13 protein-coding genes and 1 riboswitch are annotated in these 22,038 nt (G+C 66.6%); of the genes, 7 read left to right on the forward strand and 6 right to left on the reverse strand.

The annotated features are described in order from the left end of the window. Window positions 1-95: 95 nt before the first annotated feature. The 6 genes from SX243_10935 (at window position 96) to SX243_10960 (ending at window position 7,637) form a co-directional block, all read left to right on the forward strand. Window positions 96-1,652, forward strand: coding sequence for a 4-hydroxyphenylacetate 3-hydroxylase N-terminal domain-containing protein (locus SX243_10935; GenBank protein MDY7093473.1), 1,557 nt, complete (start codon window positions 96-98; stop codon window positions 1,650-1,652). Window positions 1,653-1,953: 301 nt separating this feature from the next. Beyond that, window positions 1,954-2,472: a hypothetical protein gene (locus SX243_10940; GenBank protein MDY7093474.1), complete on the forward strand. Its 519-nt coding sequence runs from the start codon at window positions 1,954-1,956 to the stop codon at window positions 2,470-2,472. Window positions 2,473-2,666: 194 nt separating this feature from the next. Further along, window positions 2,667-2,871, forward strand: a riboswitch (cobalamin riboswitch). Between the two features lie 106 nt (window positions 2,872-2,977). After that, window positions 2,978-4,831, forward strand: coding sequence for a TonB-dependent receptor (locus SX243_10945; protein MDY7093475.1), 1,854 nt, complete (start codon window positions 2,978-2,980; stop codon window positions 4,829-4,831). A gap of 9 nt (window positions 4,832-4,840) precedes the next feature. Then, window positions 4,841-5,794: a helical backbone metal receptor gene (locus SX243_10950; GenBank protein ID MDY7093476.1), complete on the forward strand. Its 954-nt coding sequence runs from the start codon at window positions 4,841-4,843 to the stop codon at window positions 5,792-5,794. Beyond that, window positions 5,791-6,651 carry an ABC transporter ATP-binding protein gene (locus SX243_10955; protein ID MDY7093477.1) on the forward strand — a complete coding sequence of 287 codons (861 nt, stop codon included), beginning with the start codon at window positions 5,791-5,793 and terminating at the stop codon, window positions 6,649-6,651. The genes SX243_10950 and SX243_10955 overlap by 4 nt, the downstream gene beginning before the upstream one ends. Further along, window positions 6,648-7,637: an iron ABC transporter permease gene (locus SX243_10960; GenBank protein MDY7093478.1), complete on the forward strand. Its 990-nt coding sequence runs from the start codon at window positions 6,648-6,650 to the stop codon at window positions 7,635-7,637. Before SX243_10955 ends, SX243_10960 begins: the two co-directional genes overlap by 4 nt. A 24-nt stretch (window positions 7,638-7,661) precedes the next feature. Here SX243_10960 and SX243_10965 read toward each other — a convergent pair whose 3' ends face one another. Continuing rightward, window positions 7,662-9,863 carry an EAL domain-containing protein gene (locus SX243_10965; GenBank protein ID MDY7093479.1) on the reverse strand — a complete coding sequence of 734 codons (2,202 nt, stop codon included), beginning with the start codon at window positions 9,861-9,863 and terminating at the stop codon, window positions 7,662-7,664. A gap of 1,652 nt (window positions 9,864-11,515) precedes the next feature. Here SX243_10965 and SX243_10970 point away from each other — a divergent pair. Further along, entirely contained in the window at window positions 11,516-12,775 is a 1,260-nt protein-coding gene (locus SX243_10970) for a hypothetical protein (GenBank protein MDY7093480.1), read from the forward strand. A 47-nt stretch (window positions 12,776-12,822) separates the two neighbouring features. Here SX243_10970 and SX243_10975 read toward each other — a convergent pair whose 3' ends face one another. The 5 genes from SX243_10975 to SX243_10995 form a co-directional block, all read right to left on the reverse strand. After that, window positions 12,823-13,998 carry a cytochrome D1 domain-containing protein gene (locus SX243_10975; protein ID MDY7093481.1) on the reverse strand — a complete coding sequence of 392 codons (1,176 nt, stop codon included), beginning with the start codon at window positions 13,996-13,998 and terminating at the stop codon, window positions 12,823-12,825. Between the two features lie 247 nt (window positions 13,999-14,245). Continuing rightward, complete coding sequence (locus tag SX243_10980) at window positions 14,246-17,389, reverse strand: efflux RND transporter permease subunit (protein ID MDY7093482.1); 3,144 nt, start codon at window positions 17,387-17,389, stop codon at window positions 14,246-14,248. After that, entirely contained in the window at window positions 17,386-18,615 is a 1,230-nt protein-coding gene (locus SX243_10985; GenBank protein MDY7093483.1) for an efflux RND transporter periplasmic adaptor subunit, read from the reverse strand. The genes SX243_10980 and SX243_10985 overlap by 4 nt, the downstream gene beginning before the upstream one ends. A gap of 42 nt (window positions 18,616-18,657) precedes the next feature. Then, complete coding sequence (locus tag SX243_10990) at window positions 18,658-21,093, reverse strand: TolC family protein (protein MDY7093484.1); 2,436 nt, start codon at window positions 21,091-21,093, stop codon at window positions 18,658-18,660. Between the two features lie 172 nt (window positions 21,094-21,265). Next, the gene (locus SX243_10995) at window positions 21,266-21,586 is read right to left on the reverse strand and encodes a phosphate ABC transporter substrate-binding protein (protein MDY7093485.1); all 321 of its coding nucleotides are present in this window, start codon (window positions 21,584-21,586) and stop codon (window positions 21,266-21,268) included. Window positions 21,587-22,038 lie beyond the last annotated feature (452 nt).

The raw sequence follows: 22,038 nt of genomic DNA on the forward strand, positions 1-22,038 counted from the left end.
GGGGCCTCCAGCGCTTGATGCCGGACCTAGACCTTGTGCGCGTCCAAGACACTGCGCCCGAGACGGAGACATAGCCTCGAAAAGGAGCCCTCATCATGGCCCCACTGACCGAAGAGTCCACCCAGCAATCACCCTCGCAATCCTCTTCCCCCCGCATCACCACCGCCGCCGACTACATCCAAAGCCTCCGGGGCCGCAATCTGAAGGTCTACCTCTTCGGGGAGCGCGTCGAGGAGCCGGTGGATCATCCGGTGATTCGGCCTTCGGTGAATGCGGTGGCGGAGACGTATGAGTTGGCGCTGCGGGAGCCGGAGCTGGCGACGGTGGTGTCGCCGTTGACGGGGGAGCGGGTGAATCGGTTCCTGCACATTGCGGGGAGCGCCGAGGATCTGGTGAAGCAGAACAAGATGCAGCGCAAGCTGGGGCAGCTGACGGGGACCTGCTTCCAGCGCTGCGTGGGGATGGACGCCTTCAACGCGCTGTACTCGGTGACCTACGAGATCGACGAGGCTCACGGCACGCCTTACCATCAGCGCTTCAAGGACTTCCTCACCGGGGTCCAGCGGCGCAACCAGGTGGTGGGGGGCGCGATGACGGATGTGAAGGGGGATCGCTCGAAGGCGCCGCACCAGCAGGAGGATCCGGATCTCTACGTCCACATCGTCAAGCGGACGGACGAGGGCATCTGGATCCGCGGTGCCAAGGCGCACCAGACGGGTTGCCTCAACTCCCACTGGATGGTGGTGATGCCGACGCTGCGGTTGGGGCCCGGGGACAAGGACTTTGCGGTGGTGGGAGCGGTGCCGGTGGATGCGCCGGGGATCACCTATATCTATGGGCGCCAGAGCTGCGACACGCGGCACATGGAAGGCGGAAGCCTCGACCAGGGCAACGCGCGGTTCGCCGGGCAGGAGGCCATGGTCCTCTTCGACGACGTCTTCATTCCCCACGACCTGGTCTTCATGGACGGCGAGCACGAGTTCGCCGCCATGCTGGTGGAGCGCTTTACCTGCTACCACCGGCGCAGCTATGTGTGCAAAAGCGGCGTGGGGGACGTGCTCATCGGGGCCGCGGCGACCATTGCCGACTACAACGGGGTGGAGAAGGCTTCTCACATCAAGGACAAGCTGGTGGAGATGACGCACCTCAACGAGACGATCTATTCCACCGGCATCGCCTCCTCCCACCAGGCGCGGCCCACCAAGTCCGGCTGCTATCTCAATGACGACATGATCGCCAACGTGTGCAAGCACCACGTGACCAAGATGCCCTACGAGATCGGCCGGCTGGCGCAGGACCTGGCCGGGGGGCTGATGGTGACGCTGCCGTCGGAGAAGGATCTGGACAGTCCGGAGACTGGGGATCTACTGCGCAAATACCTCAAGGGCCGGGAGGACATTCCGACGGAGGATCGGATGCGGGTGCTGCGGCTGATCGAGAATATGACCCTCGGGCGCAACGCTGTGGGCTATCTCACCGAGTCCATGCACGGCGCCGGCTCGCCCCAGGCGCAAAGGATCCAGATCGGGCGGCAGATGGAGGTGGAGTACAAGAAGCGCCTGGCCCAGAAGCTGGCCGGTATCGAGGCTGACGAGGCGGAAGCCGAAGAGGGCGGGTATTTCGAGCAGGTCTTTGAGGTCGAGGATCCGTAGGCCCGCGGCGTCCGGTTTCGGAGGACACCGCTGCCGCCCGCCCCGGAGCCGGCGGTCAGCCAGCGGTCCCAGGACTCGTAGATCTTCTCTTGGGCTGGGTGGGGGTGTCGCCCCGGCGGGGGCGAGATGCAATAGTGAGGCGGTTTCAACCCCTCGCGGGGATCAGTCCGGCTCGCTGCTCGGTGCGCAAGGGGCTTGAGCTCGCGGCGGCTCGGCGCCCCTAACTCCGCAAGAGAAAAGGCTTTTTCACGCTTCGTGCTACAATGCGTCGGTCGCTATGCATTAATCAGGAGGATTCGCCGTGAACGCATCCCACAAGACTCCAGCCTTGCTGCTCCTCGTTTTGGCCATCGCCTTGCTCGCTGCACCCAATGTGTGGGCGGAGAGGTTCGTGGTGACGATGGAGAACGGCTCCACCTTCGAGACCTTGCGTCAGCCGCGGGTGGCCAGCTGGGACTCCGGTGTGCTGATGGTGCTCACCGATGCCGGGAACTGGATCGGCCTGGAGGCGAACCAGGTCGCTAAGGTGCGGGCGCGCTCCGAGGAGCAGGGTTTTGGGCGGGTGATCGACGCCAAGACCATCGAGATCGGCGTGATCTCTAATGATGCTCCCACCGACGAGGAGCTGGCCGCGGAGGCAGCGAACCAGGATCCCTTCCTGGCGGCGCTGGAGCGCATCGAGAACCTTTCCCGTCCGCCGGAGCGGCCGCAGACGACGGTGGAACAGTTCGTCAATCCCGAGGACACCATCGGCGTGCCCACCAGCTACGGCAACTCCGGTCTGGCCCAGGAGTACTACGGCACCGGCTACGAGCCCTGATTCAAGCTATCTGAGAAGCTGTCTGACAGCCGCTGCAGGCTCCTGCCTGACCCCGAAGCCCCGGTTTTCGCCGGGGCTTCGTTGTTGAGGGACTTTGTGATCGAGGAGAGCCCGGGCAGCGTACTCGTTCGTTTCCGGTAGGATAGGGCGAGATGGTTCTTTGATTCGATGTCTGCCGGGGTGCTGTCATCCCGGCAACCGTTGCGCGCAGGGGTGATCCGTTCCAGCGGATCCGAAGAGGGAAGCCGGTGAGAAGCCGGCGCGGCCCCCGCCACTGTAACCGGGGACGAAACCGGGAGAGCCACTGCAGCCGAAGAGCGCAAGCTTCGAGGCTGTGGGAAGGTCCGGGAGTAGGAAGATCCGGAAGCCAGGAGACCTACCTCCGCGCGCTCCCCGTCCCATCCGCTCGCGGGGAGAGCGAGGTCAGGCGCGCGCCCCGTCGTGTGCTCACCGGCTGCCCCGCGAATTGGATCGGGGCTCATATAACGCCGCAAAGGAGCACACGATGTTTCGATTCCTTGGGCTGCTCGGGATCCTCGGGGGCGCGATCCCATGCCTGGCACTCGTTGCCGACCAGCCGACCCAGCCCGCCCGTCCCGCTACTGCAGAAGACCCCGCCGTCGTCCGTCCCGAACCCCACTTCGACGAAGAGCTCATCGTCACCGCCACCCTCGAGGAAATCCCCGAGGCGGAGCTGCCTGCGTCGGTGACGGTCTTCGACGCTAGGGCCATCGAGACCCGCCAGGCCACCACCGTTCTGGACCTCCTGCGGAGCGTCCCCGGAATGACGGTGGCCCAATCCGGCGGCCCGGGGGATGTCACGTCGGTCTTCCTGCGCGGTACTTCCTCCACCCAGACTCTGGTGCTGTGGAATGGTGTGCCCCTCAACGATCCCTATTTCGGAGGGTTCGACTGGGCGCATCTGGGCACCGAGGGGGTGGAGCGGGTCGAGGTGGTGCGAGGGCCGCTGAGCACGGTCTATGGCAGCGATGCGGTGGGCGGCGTAGTGCAGCTGATCACCGACCGGCCGGAAGGCTCGCGACTGAGCGTCGAGGCGGGAGAGCGGAACTATGGCCGGGGTATGTTGAGCCTCGGCGGCAGCGCCGGGGAGGTAGCCCTTCAGGGAGTGGGCACCTACAGCACCGACGATGGCCTGCTGGTCAACGACGACTACACCACCGGCAGCGCCCAGCTGCGCGGCCGATGGCAGGCCCGGGACGGGCTGACCGTGTCGCTTCTGAGTCGGCTCCAGGACAGCGAGCTGGGGATTCCCCGCAGCGGCGCCGTGCTCACCCCCAACCGCCGCCAAGAGGCCCGCAGCATCGAGCTGGCAGCGCCGGTGACGGCGGTGTGGGGCTCCTGGCAGCTGGAGGGGCACCTGGCGCGCACCGAGGCGGAGTTCAACTTCCGCGATCCCGACGCCGGCTTTTCCCTCAACGACACCGAGACCGAGCGCTTGCGGACGCGTGCGGTGCTCTCCTACGACCTCGGGGGCACGAGCTGGATCGGCGGCGGAGCGGACTGGCAGGAGGACGAGGTGAGCAATGTCACCACCTTCGGCACCAATCTGGATGGAGTCAATCAGGAGAATCTCTCGACCTTCGTGCAACTGCACCACGGTGGCGAGCGCTGGACTGCCGAGGTGGCGGTGCGCCGGGATGAGCACGAGAGCTTCGGGGGTGAGTGGTCTCCCAGTGCCGGGTTCAGCTTGGCTCTGGGCTCCTCCGCCCGTCTGCGGTTCAGCTATGGCGAGGGCTTCCGGGCGCCGTCTTTGGGCGAGCTCTTCTTCCCCTTCAGCGGCAATCCCGACCTTCAGCCGGAGATCAGCCGCAGCTACGAGGCGGGGATCGATGTGCGGTCGGGGGATTGGTCTTTCGACCTGGCCCTTTTCGACCAGGAAGTGGAGGAGCTGATCCAATTCGATTCGGTCACCTTCGTCAACGTCAACATTGGGCAGGCGGAGAGTCGGGGGGCTGAGCTGGCGCTACGCTGGAGCCGCCGCGATTGGGCGGCGGAGCTGACCGGGACCTATCTGGATAGCGAGGACCGAGCCACCGGCGAGTCGTTGCTTCGCCGTCCGGAGGAGAGCGCCAGCCTGAGGGTCGCCTGGCGCCCCGGCCCGTGGACTCTGCAGGTCTTGGGGCGCTACGTGGGAGAGCGAGCGGACGTCGATCCCATCACCTTCGGCCGCACGACCAACGACTCCTACACCACCGTCGACCTCACCGCCCGGTGGGATATTGGGTGGTTCGAGCCCTACGCCCGGGTTCTCAACCTCGCCGACGAGGACTACCAGGAGGTGCTGGGCTTTCCGGCTCCGGGGCGGACCTTCGTCGGCGGTGTGGCGGTGGGCTTCTAGGTCCTGGGGATGAGGAGGCTCGAAGCTGAGAGCTGGGGATCGTCGGCGCGGGCGGTGCCTGCCCCCGTGTTGGCCACCGTGCTGGCGGTCCTCGTCTTGGCGGCGGCCTGCGCCGGCCCCGAGCCGGTTCCCTCGGCAGACTCCTCGTCCACCACGCCGGTCAGAGCGTCGGGGCTCGAAGAAGGGCCTCGGCGCATCGTCACCCTCGCTCCCAGCATCACCGAGATCGCCTTCGCCCTCGGGCTGGAAGAGCGCATCGTCGGCGTCGGTTCCTTCGCCAACTATCCGCCGGAGGCCCGCGCCAAGCCCCGCCTCGGGGGGTTGACGGATCCCAACCTGGAGCTGCTGGTGGCCCTCGACCCCCAGCTGGCAATCCTGCTACCCAGCGAGGACGACGTCGCCGGCCCTCTGCGGCGCCTGGGGATCGAAGTGATGACCGTGGAGAGCGAGACTCTGGAGGATCTGGAGCAGAGCATCCTCGCCATCGCCCGGCGCTGTGGGGTCGAGCCCGCTGGCCGCGCGTTGATCGAGGAGCTGCGGAAGGAGCTGGCGCCGCGGTCCGTAGGGGACGGCGTGCGGGTGATGATCACCATCGGTCGCCAACCCGGAGCGCCGGCGGAAGTTCTGGTGGCCGGGCCGGGTACCTTCTTGGACGAGCTGCTCCGGAGACTCGGCGCGGTGAATGTCTTCGCCGACGCCGGCCTGCGCTACCCCATCGTTGGTCTGGAGGAGATTCTGCGGCGGGATCCGGAGGTCATCGTCGAGCTGCAATCGGCGTCCCTGGAAGCTGCGGAGGCAGAGAGGGTGGAGGATGCCCTGACGGCGGATTGGGATCGGGTTGCGGGGCTGCCGGCGGCCCGGTCCGGGCGAGTGGAGCTCATCGCCGGGGACTTCACGCTGATCCCGGGGCCGCGGGTGCCCAAGCTCTACCGCCGGTTGGCGCAGGCGCTGGAGGCTCGGTGAACGGCTCCGGCGACTCCCGAGGCTCCCGGGGAAGCTCCTTGGTGGAGATGCAAGGCGTGCGCTGGGACGCCGATGGTCAGACCGTGGTGGGCCCCCTGGACCTGCAGGTGCGGGAGGGGGAGTGCCTGATGCTGGTGGGGCCCAACGGCGCCGGCAAGACGTCGCTGTTGCGTCTGGTCACGGGCTTGCTGGAGCCCTCCGCCGGGGAGCTGCGGTTGCGCGGCGAGCCCTACGGGAGCTGCTCGCGGCGGCAGCTGGCGCGGGCCATCGCCTACGTGCCGCAGATTCGGCCCGCCCGCGTGCCCCTGGAGGTCGGCGAGGTGGTGCTCCAAGGCCGCTATCCCCACCGCAAGGGCTGGCAGCTGGCACCGTCGGAGGAAGATTTCGCCGCCGTCGAGGCGGCGTTGGAGCGGGTGGGCATCGAGCATTTGCGCCGTCGCCGGCTGGATCGGCTCTCCGGAGGCGAGCGCCAGGCGGCCTACATCGCTGCGGCGCTGGCTCAGGAGGGGGAGCTGTTGGTTCTGGACGAGCCCACCACCCACCTGGACCCCAAGCACCAGCGGGAGATCGCCGCCCTGTTGCTGCGGCTGAAGGCCCAGGGCGCTCCCACCGTGCTCGCCGCCACCCACGACCTCGCTCTGGCATCCCAGGTGGCGGACCGCGTACTGGCCCTCCGCCGGGGAGCGATCCTGGCGGACGGTGAGCCTCGGGAGCTGATGCAGCCGGAGATGTTGCGGCAGCTCTTCGACGCTTCCTTCGAGCTGCTGCGGGAAGGGGCGCGGCCGATTCCTGGCCTGCTCTTCGACGCGGATGCAGCGGCGCTCCGTGAGGGGCTTCCTTCTAAGGAAGTCGAATGAAGCGCTCTTCCATTTTGGGCTTGCTGGGCCTCGCCTGGGTCCTGGCGCTGGTCCTGGCGCCGCTGGTGGGGTCTCATCCCCTATCCCTGGCCGAGGTGTGGAATGGAGACACCACCGCCGGCACCATCTTCTGGCAGCTACGTCTGCCGCGGACGCTCCTGGCGCTGCTTGCCGGCGGCGCGCTGGCGGTGTGCGGGCTCTCCTACCAGACCCTCTTTCGCAACGAGCTGGCGGAGCCCTACACCTTGGGCACCGCTGTCGGCGCCGCCCTCGGAGCGGTGCTGATGATCCGCTGGGGCGGCGATTTCCTCCAGGGCCTCCTGGGGTGGGCGGCGCTACCGGGCATCGGCATCGCCAGCTTCGTCGGCGCTGTGGCGGCCAGCTCGGTGGTCTATGGACTGGCGGTGCGGCGACGGGAAGCCCAGGGCTCGACCCTCCTGCTGGCGGGCATCGCCGTCTCCCTCTCCGCCACGGCGGTGATTCTGTTCATCCAATACCTCTCCGACTCCACCCAGACGTATCGCATGGTGCGATGGACCATGGGCGGCCTGGCGGTGGTGGGCTATCGCGAAGTGCTGTGGCTGCTGCCGTGGGTGCTGGGGGGCTGCGGCGTGCTGCTGGCGTTGCGTTGGGAGCTCAATCTGCTCCTCACCGGCGAGGAGCTGGCGGCCAGCCGCGGAGTCGACCTTGCGCGCCTGCGCCGCCGGGTGCTGGCGGTCACTTCCTTGATGGTGGGGGCGTTGGTGGCGGTGGCCGGCCCCATCGGCTTCGTAGGCTTGATGGTGCCCCACATCCTGCGCCGCTTTCTCGGCCACGACCACCTGCAGTTGATCCCCGCTTGCCTCCTGGCCGGTGGCGCGTTCCTGGCCGTTTGCGATGCCGTCGCCCGGGTGGTGATGGCGCCGGCAGAGCTGCCGGTGGGCATCCTCACCGCGCTCCTCGGCGGTCCTTTCTTTCTCTGGCTGATCTTCTTCGAGCGTTCCTAGCGGTCCTGGCCTCGACCCAATCTCTCAACCGGGAGGAGTCCCTTCCAGGTCGCGAAGGGTCTTCCACAGCGTGTCCACCGGCTGAGGGGTGGCGAAGAGGAAACCCTGGACCTCGTCGCAGCGCAGCTCCCGGAGTAGCCGTAGCTGTTCCACCTCCTCGACGCCCTCCGCCACCACCTTCATCCCCAGGCTATGACCGAGGCCCACGATGGCGCGCACCAGCGCCGACGAGCTCTTGTGGTCGGGATTCAACCGCTGGATGAAGCGGCGGTCGATCTTCAGCCGGTCGAGGGGGAATTGCTGGAGGTAGGAGAGGGAGGAATAACCGGTGCCGAAGTCGTCGATGGAGACGCCGACTCCCAGCTGGCGCAGCTGCTGGAGCCGCTCGGTGATGCGGCCGCTCTCCTCCAGCAGGAGGCTTTCGGTGACCTCCAGGTCGAGTAGCCGAGGATCGAGGCGGGTGCTCCGGAGGCAGTCCTCCACTCGCTCCAGGAAGTCCGGCTGGGAGAATTGCACCGCCGAGACGTTGAGGGAGAGCCGGAGCGGTGGTCGCCCTTCGTGCTGCCATTCCACCAGTTGCCGGCAACCCTCCCGCATGACCCAATCGCCGACGCTGAGGATCAGGTCGCTCTCCTCCGCCAGGGGCACGAAGGTGGTTGGGAGAATGACCCCTCGATGAGGGTGGTGCCAGCGCAGCAATGCCTCGAGGCCCACGACCTTCAGGCCGTCGAGGGAAAGCTGAGGCTGGTAGTAGAGTGCGAGCTCGCCGCGATCCGTCGCCACCCGCAGGTGGTTCTCCAGCTCGAACCGTTCGATGGCTTCGACGGTCATCTCGGTGGAAAAGCTCTGTACTGCGCTGATGCTCTGGGCTTTGGCCCGATAGAGGGCGCTGTCGGCCTTGCGCAGCAGGGCTTCGGCGTCGTTGCCATCCTCCGGGAAGAGGCTGATGCCGATGCTGGCGGAGAGGAAGAGCTCCTGGCCGGCGGCGATCAGCGGCTGACGGAGCGAGCCCAGCAGCTTGCGGGCAACCTTTAGGGCGTCGGCGATGCCGTGGCGCACGGAGACGATGGCGACGAATTCGTCGCCGCCCATGCGGGTCAGGGTGTCGGTCTGCCGCAGGTGCTTCTGGAAGCGACCGGCGGCCTGGCGCAGTACCTCGTCGCCGGCGGCATGCCCCAGGGTGTCGTTGATGCGCTTGAAGCGGTCGAGGTCGATGAACAACACGCCCAAGCCGGTGCCGGAGCGCTGGGCCAACAGCAGGCCCTGGTGCAGCCGGTCAGCGAAGAGATGGCGGTTGGGCAGGCCGGTGAGAGCGTCGTGCTGGACCTGGCGCGCTAGGCGCTCGCTGAGCTGACGCCGCTCGGTGATGTCTTCGTGCACGATGAGGGCGCCGTGGTGGGGATCCCCCAGGGGCACGATCCGCAGCACCAGCCACCGGGGATGGGTGGCGGTGGCGTGACGGTACTCGCTGACGAAGGTCTTGCGTTCTCCCCGAAGCACCTCGCGGACCCCCACCAGCGCCCGTCCGGCCCCTTCCTCGGCTGACTCCGTGGCCCGCTCGCAGAGCTTGAGGTAGTCGCTACCGACGGTGAGGTGAGCGTGCACCGATCCCCGGTCCCCGGCGAGGAACTCCTCCCAGGGCCGGTTGATCGCCAGCACCTTGCCGTCGTTGTCGATGACCACCAAGTGGGCCGGGAAGGCGCTGATCACCGCCCGGTTGAGGGCGTAGCTGCGGCCGAGCTCGCTTTCTCGGCGCAGCCGCTCGATGGAGGCGGTGAGGAGGTTGGCGACGGAGCGGAGGAATTGGATGTCCTCGTGGTTGAATTCCTTGCCGCTGCGGCGCTGGATCGAGAGGACGCCGAACGGGCCCTGGCTGCCCCGAATCAGCACATTGGCGGTGGCCAGGCTTCCCTGTACGATGCGCACCGGCTGGCTCTCGTGGAGCGTCGGCGAGTCCTCCTGAGGAGCGCCTCCGGAAGGTTGCGCCGCGCTGAGGGCGGCGCCGGCCTGGGCCAGAACTTCCCCTTGGAGCTGGCGCCGCGTCGCCGGGTCCTCCGGCCAGCCCACCTCGGCCCGCAAGACCAGCTCCGCATCCTTGCCGTCGCGCTCGAAGATCTGGCAGTAGTCGGACTGGAAGAGCTCGATCAGCCGAGACGCAGTCCAGCGGAAGAGCTCCTGAGAGTCGGAGGCGAGCAGAGCCATTCGGCTCAGCTGGGCGATGGTCACCTGCTCCATCTCAGCCCCGGCGGAAGTCCGTGCAGGTGCCCTTGCTGTAGGGAATCAACATTGTCGCTTCAGAAAAGCCGAGATTAGCATACGCACCGTCGAAAGGGTCTCATGGAGTCGAAGGTCTTGGATAGCGGCTCTGGGGCTATGCTAATATTCTGATATTCGATGATCTCGTAGTGCAGCGCGGGGCCGGACTGACACCAACGGCAAAGTCTCCCTTGGAGACTGGTCAAGTTAGTGGAGGCTTCCATGCAAGGCAAGCTCAGTACTCGCTGGATCTGGATTCTTCTTCTACTCACGGTGTGCTTGGTCCAGGGACCGGCGGAGGTCGCAGAAGGGGCGATTTGCACGACCTTCGACTTCTGTTGGGGCGTTCAAGACCGCCTTGGTGGTATGGCCTCTTTCTGTATCCAAATCTATGACTATGCGGCCTGTGAGAAGAGAGACTTCGTAGCTTTCGGTTTTCCCCAATGCGTGGTTTGGGATCACTGCTTCTTTGTCCACGAGTCGTCCGACACCTGTATCCAGCCGTGAGTTGGTATTCGGATCGTTGGAGACTTTCGAGGCCCATAGCGGTGCTTCTTCTCGGGCTGTCCTGGCTCGTGGTTGGGCGGAGCGAGGCGGCGGCGGAGGCTCGGCAGCCGCAAACTCCGGTGAGTGTCCAGATAGATTTGCGGTGGGAGGGCGCATCGCCTGCGCCCTCTGACACTTGGAAGGTCGAGATCTCCCCTTTGGGCTCTCAGTCTTCGAGGGCCGAAGGAGAGATGGTTCTAGACGCCGCTCTCGGAGTGCGCAGCTTACAGGTGGCCCCTGGCCTGTGGCGAGCCCAGGTTCGGGAGAAAGACTCGTGGAGTCCGGCAGTTACCGTGTTAGCAAAGCAGGGCGAGGTGGCGCGAGTGACGCTACACGCGTGGCCGGTGCGCTCCCTCCTCGTGCCCCTAAAGCCGATGCCGGGAGAAGCCTTCCCCCGGAAGGTCATCGCTCGCTTTCGCCCCGCGCCCAGCGCTTCTGGTACTCCTCAGCCCCATCCCTCCGGCTCTGTGGATTGCGTGTTGAAGCCATCAAAGTCACGGGCAGAGTGTAGCTTGCCGGCGGAGCTTCTGGATCTCTTCGTTCAACCGAAGGATTTCATCGGAAAGGCCTATTGGCGAGTCGATCTCAAGGAGGGCTTCAGGGATTCCCCCAACAAGCTGCAGGAGAGGATCTCGGAGATCAGGTTGCCACCCCTCCAGCTTCGCTCCGGCGCCTCCGTGCGGGGTTGGATTCTTACCGAAGAGGGGGCAGAGCTGCCTTCGGAGACCCGACTGACCATTGCCCCGGTGGGCGTCAGGGCAGCGGGAATTGCGGGCGGAGAGCAGCCTCTAGGTATCCAGCCGTTCTCCCCCAGTGCACGGGGTTTCTTTCAGCTAAAGGGGGTCCTGCCGGGTCGCCTCCTGCTGCAGGTAGCGGCGCCCGGCTATGCCCCCCTTTCCGCCATGATCGAGCTCGCTGCAAACGAGCAGTTGGAGCTATCGGAGCCGCTCCTACTGGTTCCGCCTGTGACCCTTCAAGCGGTGGTGCAGCCAGCCTCTGACGGGCGCGGTCGCCCCTGGTCTCTGTGGATCGCTCAGTCCTACCCCGGTCTCTCAAGGGTGGCAGAGCCGCGTACGGTGGCCGTTCCCTTAGATGGCCGGGCCGAGATCCCCGGACTGGTCCCAGGGGTCTACTTTGTCCGTCTTCTGGACGGCGAGGGACAGGACTGGCTGGGGCGTGAAGTGAAGGTCACGGACGGTGCTGCACCCCTTGAGCTCAGCCTTGATCTCGTGCCTGTCGAGGGCACGGTGGTGCTGGGTGAGAAGCCACTGGCGGCGCAGGTCACCTTCGGGGGGCGCCTGAGGGCGGAACAAATCGAGGCAAAGGCTGATTCGGAGGGCCGCTTTTCTCTGATCTTGCCCGAGAGTGGTGATTGGCCGGTGGAAGTGCAGAGCGAAGAGCCTCCGGTCAGGACTTTCTTCGGTCGGGTGAAGGTGAAGGAACCGGATGGGGAAGAAGCGGTGGAGGTTGCTCTGGAGCTGCCAGCTACGCGCTTGCTCGTTCGAGTCGTTGACGGTGAGAGTCGCCCGGTCCCGCAGGCGTTGGTAGAAGTTGCCGCTCCGCGGCGACCGATGGAGGCGGTTCAACGGTCCGTAGACTCCAAGGGAGAGGTGGTCTTCGAAGGGCTGGCGGAGGGAGCAGTCCAAGTCCGGGCCAGCGGCCGGGAGAGCGAGTCGGAAGCTCTAATAGTTTGGCTTCAGAAGGATCTCGATCCGCCGCCGGTGCGCCTCGTCCTGGAGCGCCAGCGCGTAGTGGCCGGTCAAGTGGTGTCAGAGCTGGGGCCAGTGGCCGGCGCCCTGGTGCAGCTGGAGCCGGTGGGGCGTCCAGGCCGCCCGGTCGGGGGCGCGGTGACCACGGGAGAGGATGGGCGGTTTCGAATCTCTGTGCCGGCGGACTCGAAGCAGGCGCTATTGCGGGTGGGGGCGGTGGGTTGGTCGCTGCGGACTCTGCGCATCGATCTCGAGGCTCAAGAGGCGTGGTCCGTTCCTCTCCATCGCCTGAAAGGCGCACTTTCTCTGCAACTCGGAGCGCTTCCAGATTTTGCCGCGCCCACCTTCGTTCCGATTCTTCTGACAGAGAACGGGTATCTCGGTCTTTCGATCCTGAGGTCTTGGGCGGCCTCGGTGGCAGGGCCGGCAGTGAGCCTGGGCGAGGTTTGGCGCATCCCCGACCTCGAACCCGGAGACTACCGCCTGTGCCGGTTGACCGTAGGCGAGGTCTTGGCGGGGGCGGCGATGCAGCCGGCAGGCGTGCCGCCGGAGCGCTGTGACGAGGGCTGGCTACCGCCCGATGGAGAGCTGGAGCTCACCTTGCCGAAAGCTCGCGAGAAGATCTGAAGCCTTTGCAGCCCGGACAGATGGATTCCGGGATCAGGCTGTTGTTCTCAGCGGCTCTCCTCGGTGCCATCCTGAATCTCCTCCGACTCCTCTGCAGCCGGGGCTCGAACGGAGCTCCAGGCCATGCCGTCGGGCTCGCGGCCGGCGCGGAGGAGGTCTTGGACCTCGAGGGTCTCGGGGTCGATGACCACGACCGCATCGGCCTGGGTAGCGGCGACCCAGGCGCGGCTGCCGTCGGGGTCCACCACCAGGCCCACCGGCACCGGGCTGGAGCCGAATTGATCGCCGAACAGGCGTCGGGCGGCGTCCGGGGCGTTGGTCAGGTCCAGAGGACCGCGGCGGAGCTCCTTGCGGGCGGCGACGTCGAAAACGGCCACCTCGCCGGTGCGGGCGGCGGAGACCAGGAGGTGCTTGCCGTCGGGAGTGAAGGTGACGCGGATGGGAAAGCCCGGGCAGGGCACGGTGGCGAGAATCTCCAGGCTGGTGGCGTCGAGGACGGTGAGGGTGTCGGCGGCGCGGTTGCCGATCCAGACCTCCTTGCCGTCGGGGGAGACCGCCAGCCCCTCAGCGCCTTCCCCGGTGGCCAGGTCGGCGATCTTCTCGCCCTTGGCCAGGTCGATGACGGCGAGCTTGCCGGAGCCGATGCTGGAGACGAAAGCTCTGTCTCCAGCGCCACCCTCGGTGGCTGGGCTCACCGCCACCATGTGGGAGACCTGATGGCCGGTGGCCACCTCCTGTAGGATCTTTCCCTGCTTCACGTCCACCGTCAGCAGCCGGCCGCTCCCTTCGGTGGTCACCACCACTGTGTCGGTGTCGATCCACGCCAGGCCATGGGGCCGCGTGTGCTCGCCGAGCTCGACGGTGCTCAGCACCTTCGCTGTTCCCACGTCCACCACCGTCAGGCTGTTGCCGGCCTTCTCCCGATCCCCGTAGTTGGAGATCACCGCCCGCTGGCCGTCGGGGGAGACGGTGATCTCATGGGGAGCGTGGCCGGTGGGCAGGGTGGCGCGAGACTCCCCGCTGGCCAGATCCATCAGATCGACGGTGTGGTCGCTTTTGTTGGCCACCAGCAGCGTCTGGGCCTCCGCGCCGGCGGCGGGCAGCACGGGCACCCACGACAGGAGGACGGCCAGCATCATGGCCAGCGTGAGCGCCAGCCGATCCGGGGCGAGGAGCGAGCCGGAGCATGGGCGGTTGCAGTGCGAGGGGCGAGCGTCGGGCATTGGGGACCTCCTTGGCCGGCCAAGAGAGTGGGGGGCGGCGGGTCGACTCTCCAACGGGAGGTCGAGCCGCAGCGGGCGATCGACTCTAGGAGCTTGCTGAAAAACCCGCGTCGCGCTCCGAACGGCTCTTTTCGGCCGAATCTTCGTTGTCTAACCTCGACGATTCCCGAATCGCCTGCGGTTCTCCGCCTTGATTCTGCTCGAAAAATTCTCGTTCTCGCTTGCGACTGACTTTTTCAGCAAGCTCCTAGATTGTATCTTCTGCCGAAGTCGCGGCGGCGTCCTGGTCCTGGTAGCCGCGGAAGCTGACGCCGAAGAAGAGGGAGTAGAGCACCGGCACGACGCCGAGGGTGAGAAGGGTGGCGAAGACCAGCCCGAACATCACCGCCACCGCCAGCGGTTCGTACATGGGTCCGCCACCGAGGTAGAGGGGGATGAGGCCGCCGAGGGTGGTCATGGTGGTGAGGAGGATGGGGCGCAACCGCCGCTGGCCGGCCTCCAGGATCGCTGCTTGTGCGGGCAGGCCGTTGTCGTCGATCTCGATCTGGATGCGGTCGAGGAGGACGATGGCGTTGTTGATCACGATCCCCGCCAGCGAAACCACCCCCAGGAAGGTCATGAAGCCGAAATAGGAGCGCATGATCAGCAGCCCGGCCACCACTCCGATGAGGCCCAGAGGGATGGTGATGAGGATGATCAGCGGACGGCGCAGGGAATTGAACTGCCCCACCAGGAGCAGCACGATGAGCAGGCCCGCGATGGGAAGCTGCTCCATGATGCTGGCGTTGGCGGTGGCAGAGGCTTCTTCTTCACCGCCCAGCTCCCAGGAGTAGCCCACGGGCCAATCGGCGCTGGCTTCTTCGAGCCAGGGGGTGAGGGCGGCGGCGACCTCGGCGGCGGTGTAGCCGGGCTGGAGGTCGGAAGCCAGGGTCACCGTCTGCAAGCGGTTGCGCCGGCGGATATTGGACGGCTGCCAGGCGAGCTCGATATCTGCCACCTGCGCCAGCGGCACCGAGCGGCCGGTGGATTGGGAAAAGATGTTGAGGCTGCTGATGCGGCTCGGCTCGAGGGCGCGGGCGCTCTCGGAGCGCAGGGTCACGGGGATGATGGTGTTGCCCTCGCGGAACTCGGTGGTGTTGAGGCCGGAGAGCAGCGTTTGCAGCGACACGGCGATGTCCTGATGGGTGACGCCGGCGCGCTGAGCGCGGGCTTCGTCGATACGCACCAGAATCTTTTTCGAACGGCTGCCCCAATTGTCGGTGATGCCGCGTGTGCCCGGCGTCTGCTCCAGCTGTCGGCGCACCTGTTCCACCAACGCGAAGACCTGATCCTGGTCGCGGCCGGAGATGCGTACCGCCACTGGATTGGCTGCCGGCGGACCGTTGGCCAGGGGTTCGATGGTGGTCTCGAGCCCGGGGAAGCGATGGCAGAATTCCTCCAGCCGGCGGATCGCCACGTCGACGAAGGCCCGGGACGACGTGTTGACCAGCAGGATGGCGTACTCCGGGCTGGCCTGCTCGGTGGAGGCGGAAAGCACATAGCGCGGCGCTCCTTCGCCGATGAAGCTGGCCCAGCTGATCACGCCGTCGCTCCTGTCCTCCTCTGCACCCGCTTTCTTTTCGGCGGGCAGCAGGAGCTCGCGCTGGATGAAGTCTTCTACCGCTAAGACCACCTCCTCGGTGGCCGCCAGCGGCGAGCCGGTGGGAAGCCGCAACTCGGCGGTAAACGTGGGGCGATCATTGGGGGGAAAGAAGATCGCCGGCACGTAGCGGAAGAGGAACATTGCGACAACGAAGAGAGCGGCGATGCCCGCCAGGGCGAGGGCGCGGTGCTGCAGGCAGGCCAGTAGACCGGCTCGGTAGGCTCGGTAGAAGCGGGCCTCGAATCCATCCTCGGCGGACTGGGTCGGCCGCTGACGAACCTTGAGGAAGAGGACGCAGAGCAGCGGGATCATGACCAACGCCAGCGCCCAAGAGCACAAGAGGGTGATGGTCACCACCTGAAACAGCGCGGCGGTGTACTCGCCGACGGCGCTTTGGGCGAGGAAGATGGGCAGAAAGGCGGCGGCGGTGGTGAGGGAGGAGATGAGCAGCGGGATGCGCAGCTCTGCCGCCGATTGGATGGCGGCGTCCCGGGCGCTCTTGCCGGCGGACATTTCCACCATGATGGACTCGGACATGACGATGGCGTTGTCCACCAACATGCCCAGGGCGATGATCAGCGCCGCCAGGGACATCTGATTGATGCCGACGTCGAAGAGGGCCATGAAGATGAAGCTGATGATCATGGCCATGGGGATCAGGCTGGCCACCACCAAACCGGTGCGCAGGCCTAGGGAGAGCAGCATCACCAACATGACGATGGCCACCGCCTGCAGCAGATTGCCCACGAAGGCGTCGACCTTGGTACGCACCGAGTCCGCCTGGAAGGCGACGAAGTCGAATTCGATGCCGATGGGGTAGCTGCTGCGGATGCGGTCCATGGTGGCTCGCACCGCGTCTCCCAGCTCGAGGATGTTGCCGCCCGCCCGTAGCGAGATGGCCAGGGCCAAACCCGGCTCGCCGTTGGCGCGCATCTTGGTCTGGGAAGGGTCGATGTAGCCGCGCTCGACCCGCGCCACATCTTCGAGATAGATGAGCTCGTTGCTGCCGGGAATCGACAGCACGGTGCGCCGCAGGTCGGTGACGGACTCGAAGTTACCGGTGGGTTCGAGGACGATGACCTCGTGCTCGGTGCGCACCTCGCCGCCGGGGTTGATGATGTTACGGCTCTCGAGGATGTTGCGCAGCTGGAGCGGCGACAGGCCGAGGTCCGCCAGCCGGGCGTTGTTGTACTCGACGAAGATGCGTTCCTGCTGGGCGCCGTAGACTTCTACCTTGGCCACCGACGGGATCAGCAGCAACTCGTCCCGCACTTCCTCGGCCACGTCCTCCAGCTCGGCGTAGGAGAAACCCTCGCCGGTGACGGTGAGGATCGTGCCGAAGACGTCGCCGAACTCGTCGTTGACCTGGGGTGGCCGAGTTCCCGAAGGCAGCTGGGGGGTGACCCGTTCGACCTTGCGGCGCAGATCGTCCCAGATGGGGCGCATCTCCTTGTAGCTCTCCTGGACATTGACCAGGATGATGGAGACGCCGGTCTTGGACTGACTCTCGATGGAGTCCAGCTGGGGGATCTCCTGGATCGCTTTTTCCAGCTTGTCGGTGACCAGCTGCTCCACCCGCTGGGGGCTGGCCCCAGGGAAGTGGGTGAGCACCAGGGCGGTGCGGACGGTGAATCCGGGATCTTCCGCCTGGGGCATGGAGACATAGGCCTGAATCCCCAACAACGCCAGCACCGCCAGCGATACCAGGGTGACCCGATTGTTGTCGATGGCCCAGCGGGTCAGGCTCATCCCGGATCTCCACCCATCTCGCCGCGTGCCGCGTCGTCGGTTTCAGGGGCGTCGGTATCAGGGCTTCGCACCTGCATGCCGTCGGCGAGACGGCGCACGCCGGCGGTGACCACCAGCTCTCCTGGAGAGAGTCCTTCTAGAATCTCCACTCCCCCCTCTAGCCGCCCAGTCCGCACCGACCGCCGGTGAACCACGCCCACGCCGTCGCTGCCGGGTTCGAGGACGAAGACGAAGCGCCCTTGGCGATCCTCCCCTACCGCCAGCGGCGGCACGACGATGTGCTGGCTGGAGTCCCGGGCCGGCAGCACGAAAGTCACTTCGGCGGCCATGCCGGAGCGGATTTGCTCCGACGGATTCTCCAGCGCCGCCGTGACCTGGAAGGTGGTGGCGGAGCCCACGGAGGCCACTCCCACCTCCTGGACGCGGGCCTGGAAGGTCGTCTCCGGCAGGGCGTCGATGTTCACCGTCACCTCGAGTCCGGGTTGGACCTGGGCGATCATCCCCTCCGGCACCGCCACCTCCACCTCCGGCTGAGATCCGGAGATCAGCAGGAAGAGCTCCTGTCCGGCGCCGACGTTCTCATTCACCTCCACCCGCACCGCGGCGATGGCGCCGTCGGTGGGAGCCCGCAGGACGGTGTAACCCACCCGCTGCCTCGCCTGCTCCAAGCGTTGGCGTGCCGCTTCCACCTGCGCCCGGGCGGATTCGGCGCCGGCCCGGGCGGCGTCCAGCTCGCTCTCGGCCGCGTTGTTGTTCTCGTACAGGGCCCGCACCCGCTCGTAGTCCGATTGGGCTCGGCGTAGGGTCGCCCGGCCCTGGGCCAGGGCGGCTTCCGCTTCCTGCACCTGGAGCTCGTAGTCGGTGGCGTCGAGGCGCGCCAGAACCTGTCCCTGCTGCACCGCCTCGCCCACCTGCACCGCCACCTGGGTGACCGTGCCGCCGACCCGTGGGCTGAGCCGCGACTCGACCCCCGCCCGCACCACCCCGGCGAGGGTGCGAGTGGGCTTGACGATGCCGGCGGTGACCCGCTCGGTGCGCACCGGACGCAGCTCGACCTCCTCCACCGGAGTCTCACCGCCGCAGCTGGCTACTCCCAGCAGGCATAGGCCCAGGAAGGCGAAGCTCCGGAAGCCGACGCCGCTGGGCTGAACACCCAGAAACCGCTGCAGGAGGATTCCCCATGCGGCGCGGGGATGGGAACGGGGGTGGTGGTCGGAAGGTCGCATGGTGTCTCCCCAAGCTGCGGAGCGCCGAGGCTCCGATAGCGGTCAAGGCCTCAGAGGCTTCACTCCGGCTTCGGTGAAGAACAGATCGAGGCGCTGAAACCAGGCATCTCGGGCGTCGGGGCTGATGAAGAAGTCGAAGCGGTTGATCGCCCGCTGCACTTCCATCAGGTCGATGAAGAAGTCGTAGACCGCGTTGGTCGCTCCCTGGGCGGCGTTGAGAGCCGCCGCCTGGGCGTCGAGCAATTCGATTACCGACACCGCACCGCGGGCGTAGGCGTCGGCCACTAGCTCCAGATTGGCCTCGGCGGCTTCGGCGCTGCGGCGACTCAAACCGATGCCGACGAAGGAGGCCCGCGCGCGGTACGTGGCGGCGCGGATGCGCAGCTCCAGGCTCTCGACGGCGGCCTCCCAGCGCAGCTCGAGGGCTGCCAGCTCCTGCTCTGCCTGCAGCTCGTCGGCCCGGCGGGCACCGCCTTCGAAAAGGGGTAAGGAGAAAGCAAGACCGAGGCTCCAGTTGGTGTCGTCGGCGGTTGGCAAGCCCGGGAGGGGCATGCCGCCGCTGGTGCCTGCACCGCTCTCCGCCAGCCGTTCGTCGAGGGTGAAGCGGGCGCTGGCGGTGGGCGCCCAATAGGCTCGCCGGGCGGCGGTGACAGCGCGCTCCTGGGCGGCGATGGCCGCCCGTAGGGAGCGCAGCTCGGGGGCAGCGGACAGGCCTTCCTGCACCGCGAAGTCCCGTAGCACGGAGAACAGCTTGGGGGTTTCGATATAGCCCTGGAAACGCTCCTGGCTGGTGATCAGGTAGGGATCGTCGAGGCCCACCTCGGCGGTGGTGAAGGGCGCTTCGAGGTCGTAGTGCAGGAGGCGGTTGAGGGCGATCTCCGCCACCGAGACGGTGGAGCGGGCCTCCACCAGCGCCTGCTGATCGGTGGCGATCTGACTTTCCCAGCGGTAGACCTCCGCCGGATTGGCGGTGCCGACCCGGCGCCGCAGACGGGCCAGCTCGAGGTTCTCTCGGGTGACCTGGAGATTGGTCAGGCGGATCTGCTCCAACGTCTTGGCGCGCAGCAGGTCGAGGTAGGCGGTGGCGGCCTCGAAGGCGATGTCCAGGCGCAGCACCGCGAGCTCTTCCTCGCGGCTGAGCTGGAGCTGGCGCTGAATCTCGGCGTTGGCGCGGGCACCGTCGGAGTACAGCAGCTGGGTGGCGGTGAGACCCGCGGTGAAGCTCTGCTCGGGCTGGCTGCCGAAGCTGGCGGCGGCGCGATCCTCGTCGATCTGAAGCGCCGTCCCGGAGACCTCCAGGGAGGGCCAGAAAACGGACCGGGCGCGGCGCACATCCTGCTCGCCGGCGGCCACGGAGCGCCGCTGGGCCGCCAGGTCCAGGTTCTGCTCGATGGCCCGCTGGACGGCGCCCGCGAAGGTCTCCCGGCGGGCTCCGGGAATCTCTCCGCCTTCGAGGATCTCTGCCTCCAGGAGAGCTTCCCAACGCGGCGAGACGCCGAGCTCGCGGGCGGTGGCGAGGTTGAGCGCCAGCCGGTGGGGCACGGAGAAGGCGACGGGGATAGAGCCGGCGTCTTCCCCCAGCAGAATGCGCTGGACGTTGAGAGCAACCCGCCGGGCCAGGCGTTCGAGGAACTCGTCGTTGCCCCGGGTGGCGAGGATGCCGCTCTCCATCTCCTGGCCTCCCACGGCCGAGAAGGTCATTACGCCGCGTTCGTGGAGGCCGTCCACCAGCCGTTGAAGGTCGTCCGGCGGCAGGTGGAACAAGGGGAAAAGGTAGGCGGCGTCGGCGGTCTCGGAAATGCGATCGAGAACGTCTTCCACGGAGTTGCCCACCGGGATCAGCTCAAGGCCCACGCCGAGCTTCCGGGCAGTCTTGAGGATGCGCAGGGAAAGCTCCGGGATACCCTCGGCGAAGTTCGCGTTGAGCAGCAGCGCCAGATTGTCGAAGGGCAGGATGTGATGCAGCGCTTGGAGCTCGTTCGGTAGCTTGTCCGGCAGCGCTACGTAATTGAGGTTGGGAACGCCGCTGGCGCCGTTCTCGGACGGCAGGCCCTGGAGGTCGGCATCGATGATCACGGGGGCGATGACCGGTTTGGGCAATCGCTGTTGGCAGCAGGTGGTTTGGGAGGCGAGCAAACCCCAGGTGATGACCAGGTCGATCTGCGAATCCTCCAGCAGCTCCGCCAGGGCATTCTCGGCGGCTTCCAGGGTCCAATCGCCCACCCGGTAGGCGGCCTCCGGGAAGCGAACGTCGAACTCTCCCTCGGTGAGGTTGAGGATTTCCTGCTCTGTGCGCTCGCGGAGCCCCTCGTTGCCTTGCCAGGGACCATCGACGACGGCGCCGATGCGCACTATCGGCCGTTCGCGGGCCGCCTCGGCGGCTTCCGTGCGGGGTTGCGGCCAGACGAGCAGGAGGGCAGCCAGCGCCCAGCCCAGCCAGGCTCGACCACGATGTCCTGCTCTGCAGGATTGCCTCATCGGCTCTCTCTCCCCCGGCTACCGCGGATCAGGGTAGAGATCTCCCCAGCCCGTGAGGGCGCGAGGAGATTTCAGGTGCTCAGAAAAATGCTGAAGAGATTATGCCGCAAGGCCGCGGGGAGGGCAAAGCAGGGCTGCAGAGAAACCGCCCGGCGAGGGAGCCGCGGAGGGCTCAGCGAAGCTGGAGAACTTTGACGCCGCTGGCGCGGGTACCGGAGGAGATGTAGCCGATGGCACCGGGGGTGGTGCGCACGTACTCGAGAACTGCGGCGTCGGACGGGCGCTCCAGGGGTGGGGAGCCGCGGCCGGTGAAGATCTGGCGCTGCCAGTGTTTGCGCAGATCGAGCTCACTGCGATTGTGCACCGCTTGCGAGAACTCCTCGCGCACCTCGGAAACCGCCAAGGTCACCGGGTGGATGGTGGTGCCGTCGCTCCAGCGCCGCTCCTTCTGCAGAAAAATCTTCGACGCCGTGTCCACGTCGATGGAGCTCACCGGGACATCCGGGTGCGCCACGATCACGAATCCGCTCTGCGCCGACGCGCTGGTCGGCATCAAGAGCAGAAGGCCGACGACGAGGCTGAGCAGTGCGACCCAGGCCCGACCAGCAGCTCCTGGGAGCCGACAGGAGGGACGGGGGAAATGTTGGTTGGTCTTCGTCATGGCCAAGTATTTCGTCAAGATTTTTATTGGAGCTTGGCTTCTGAAGGGAAGGTTCAAGCCCCTATCAGCGGGGGGAGACAGAGAGTATAGAGGAGACATCTTCTTCACACAATAGCTGCTTGTTGTTTGATGGTTGAGCATGGGGCTATGAGTGGTGGTGCCCACCCCTCAAAAGCTCAAAGACACGCTGGCGATGCTGTAGTTGCTGTCGAAGTCCTCGTAAAACGAGCGCTGCTGGAATCCGAGGGGGCCGCCGGGAACAATTTCCGTCGCCACGCTGATCT

The sequence above is a fragment of the Acidobacteriota bacterium genome, from assembly GCA_034211275.1.
GTDB lineage: Bacteria > Acidobacteriota > Thermoanaerobaculia > Multivoradales > JAHZIX01 > JAGQSE01.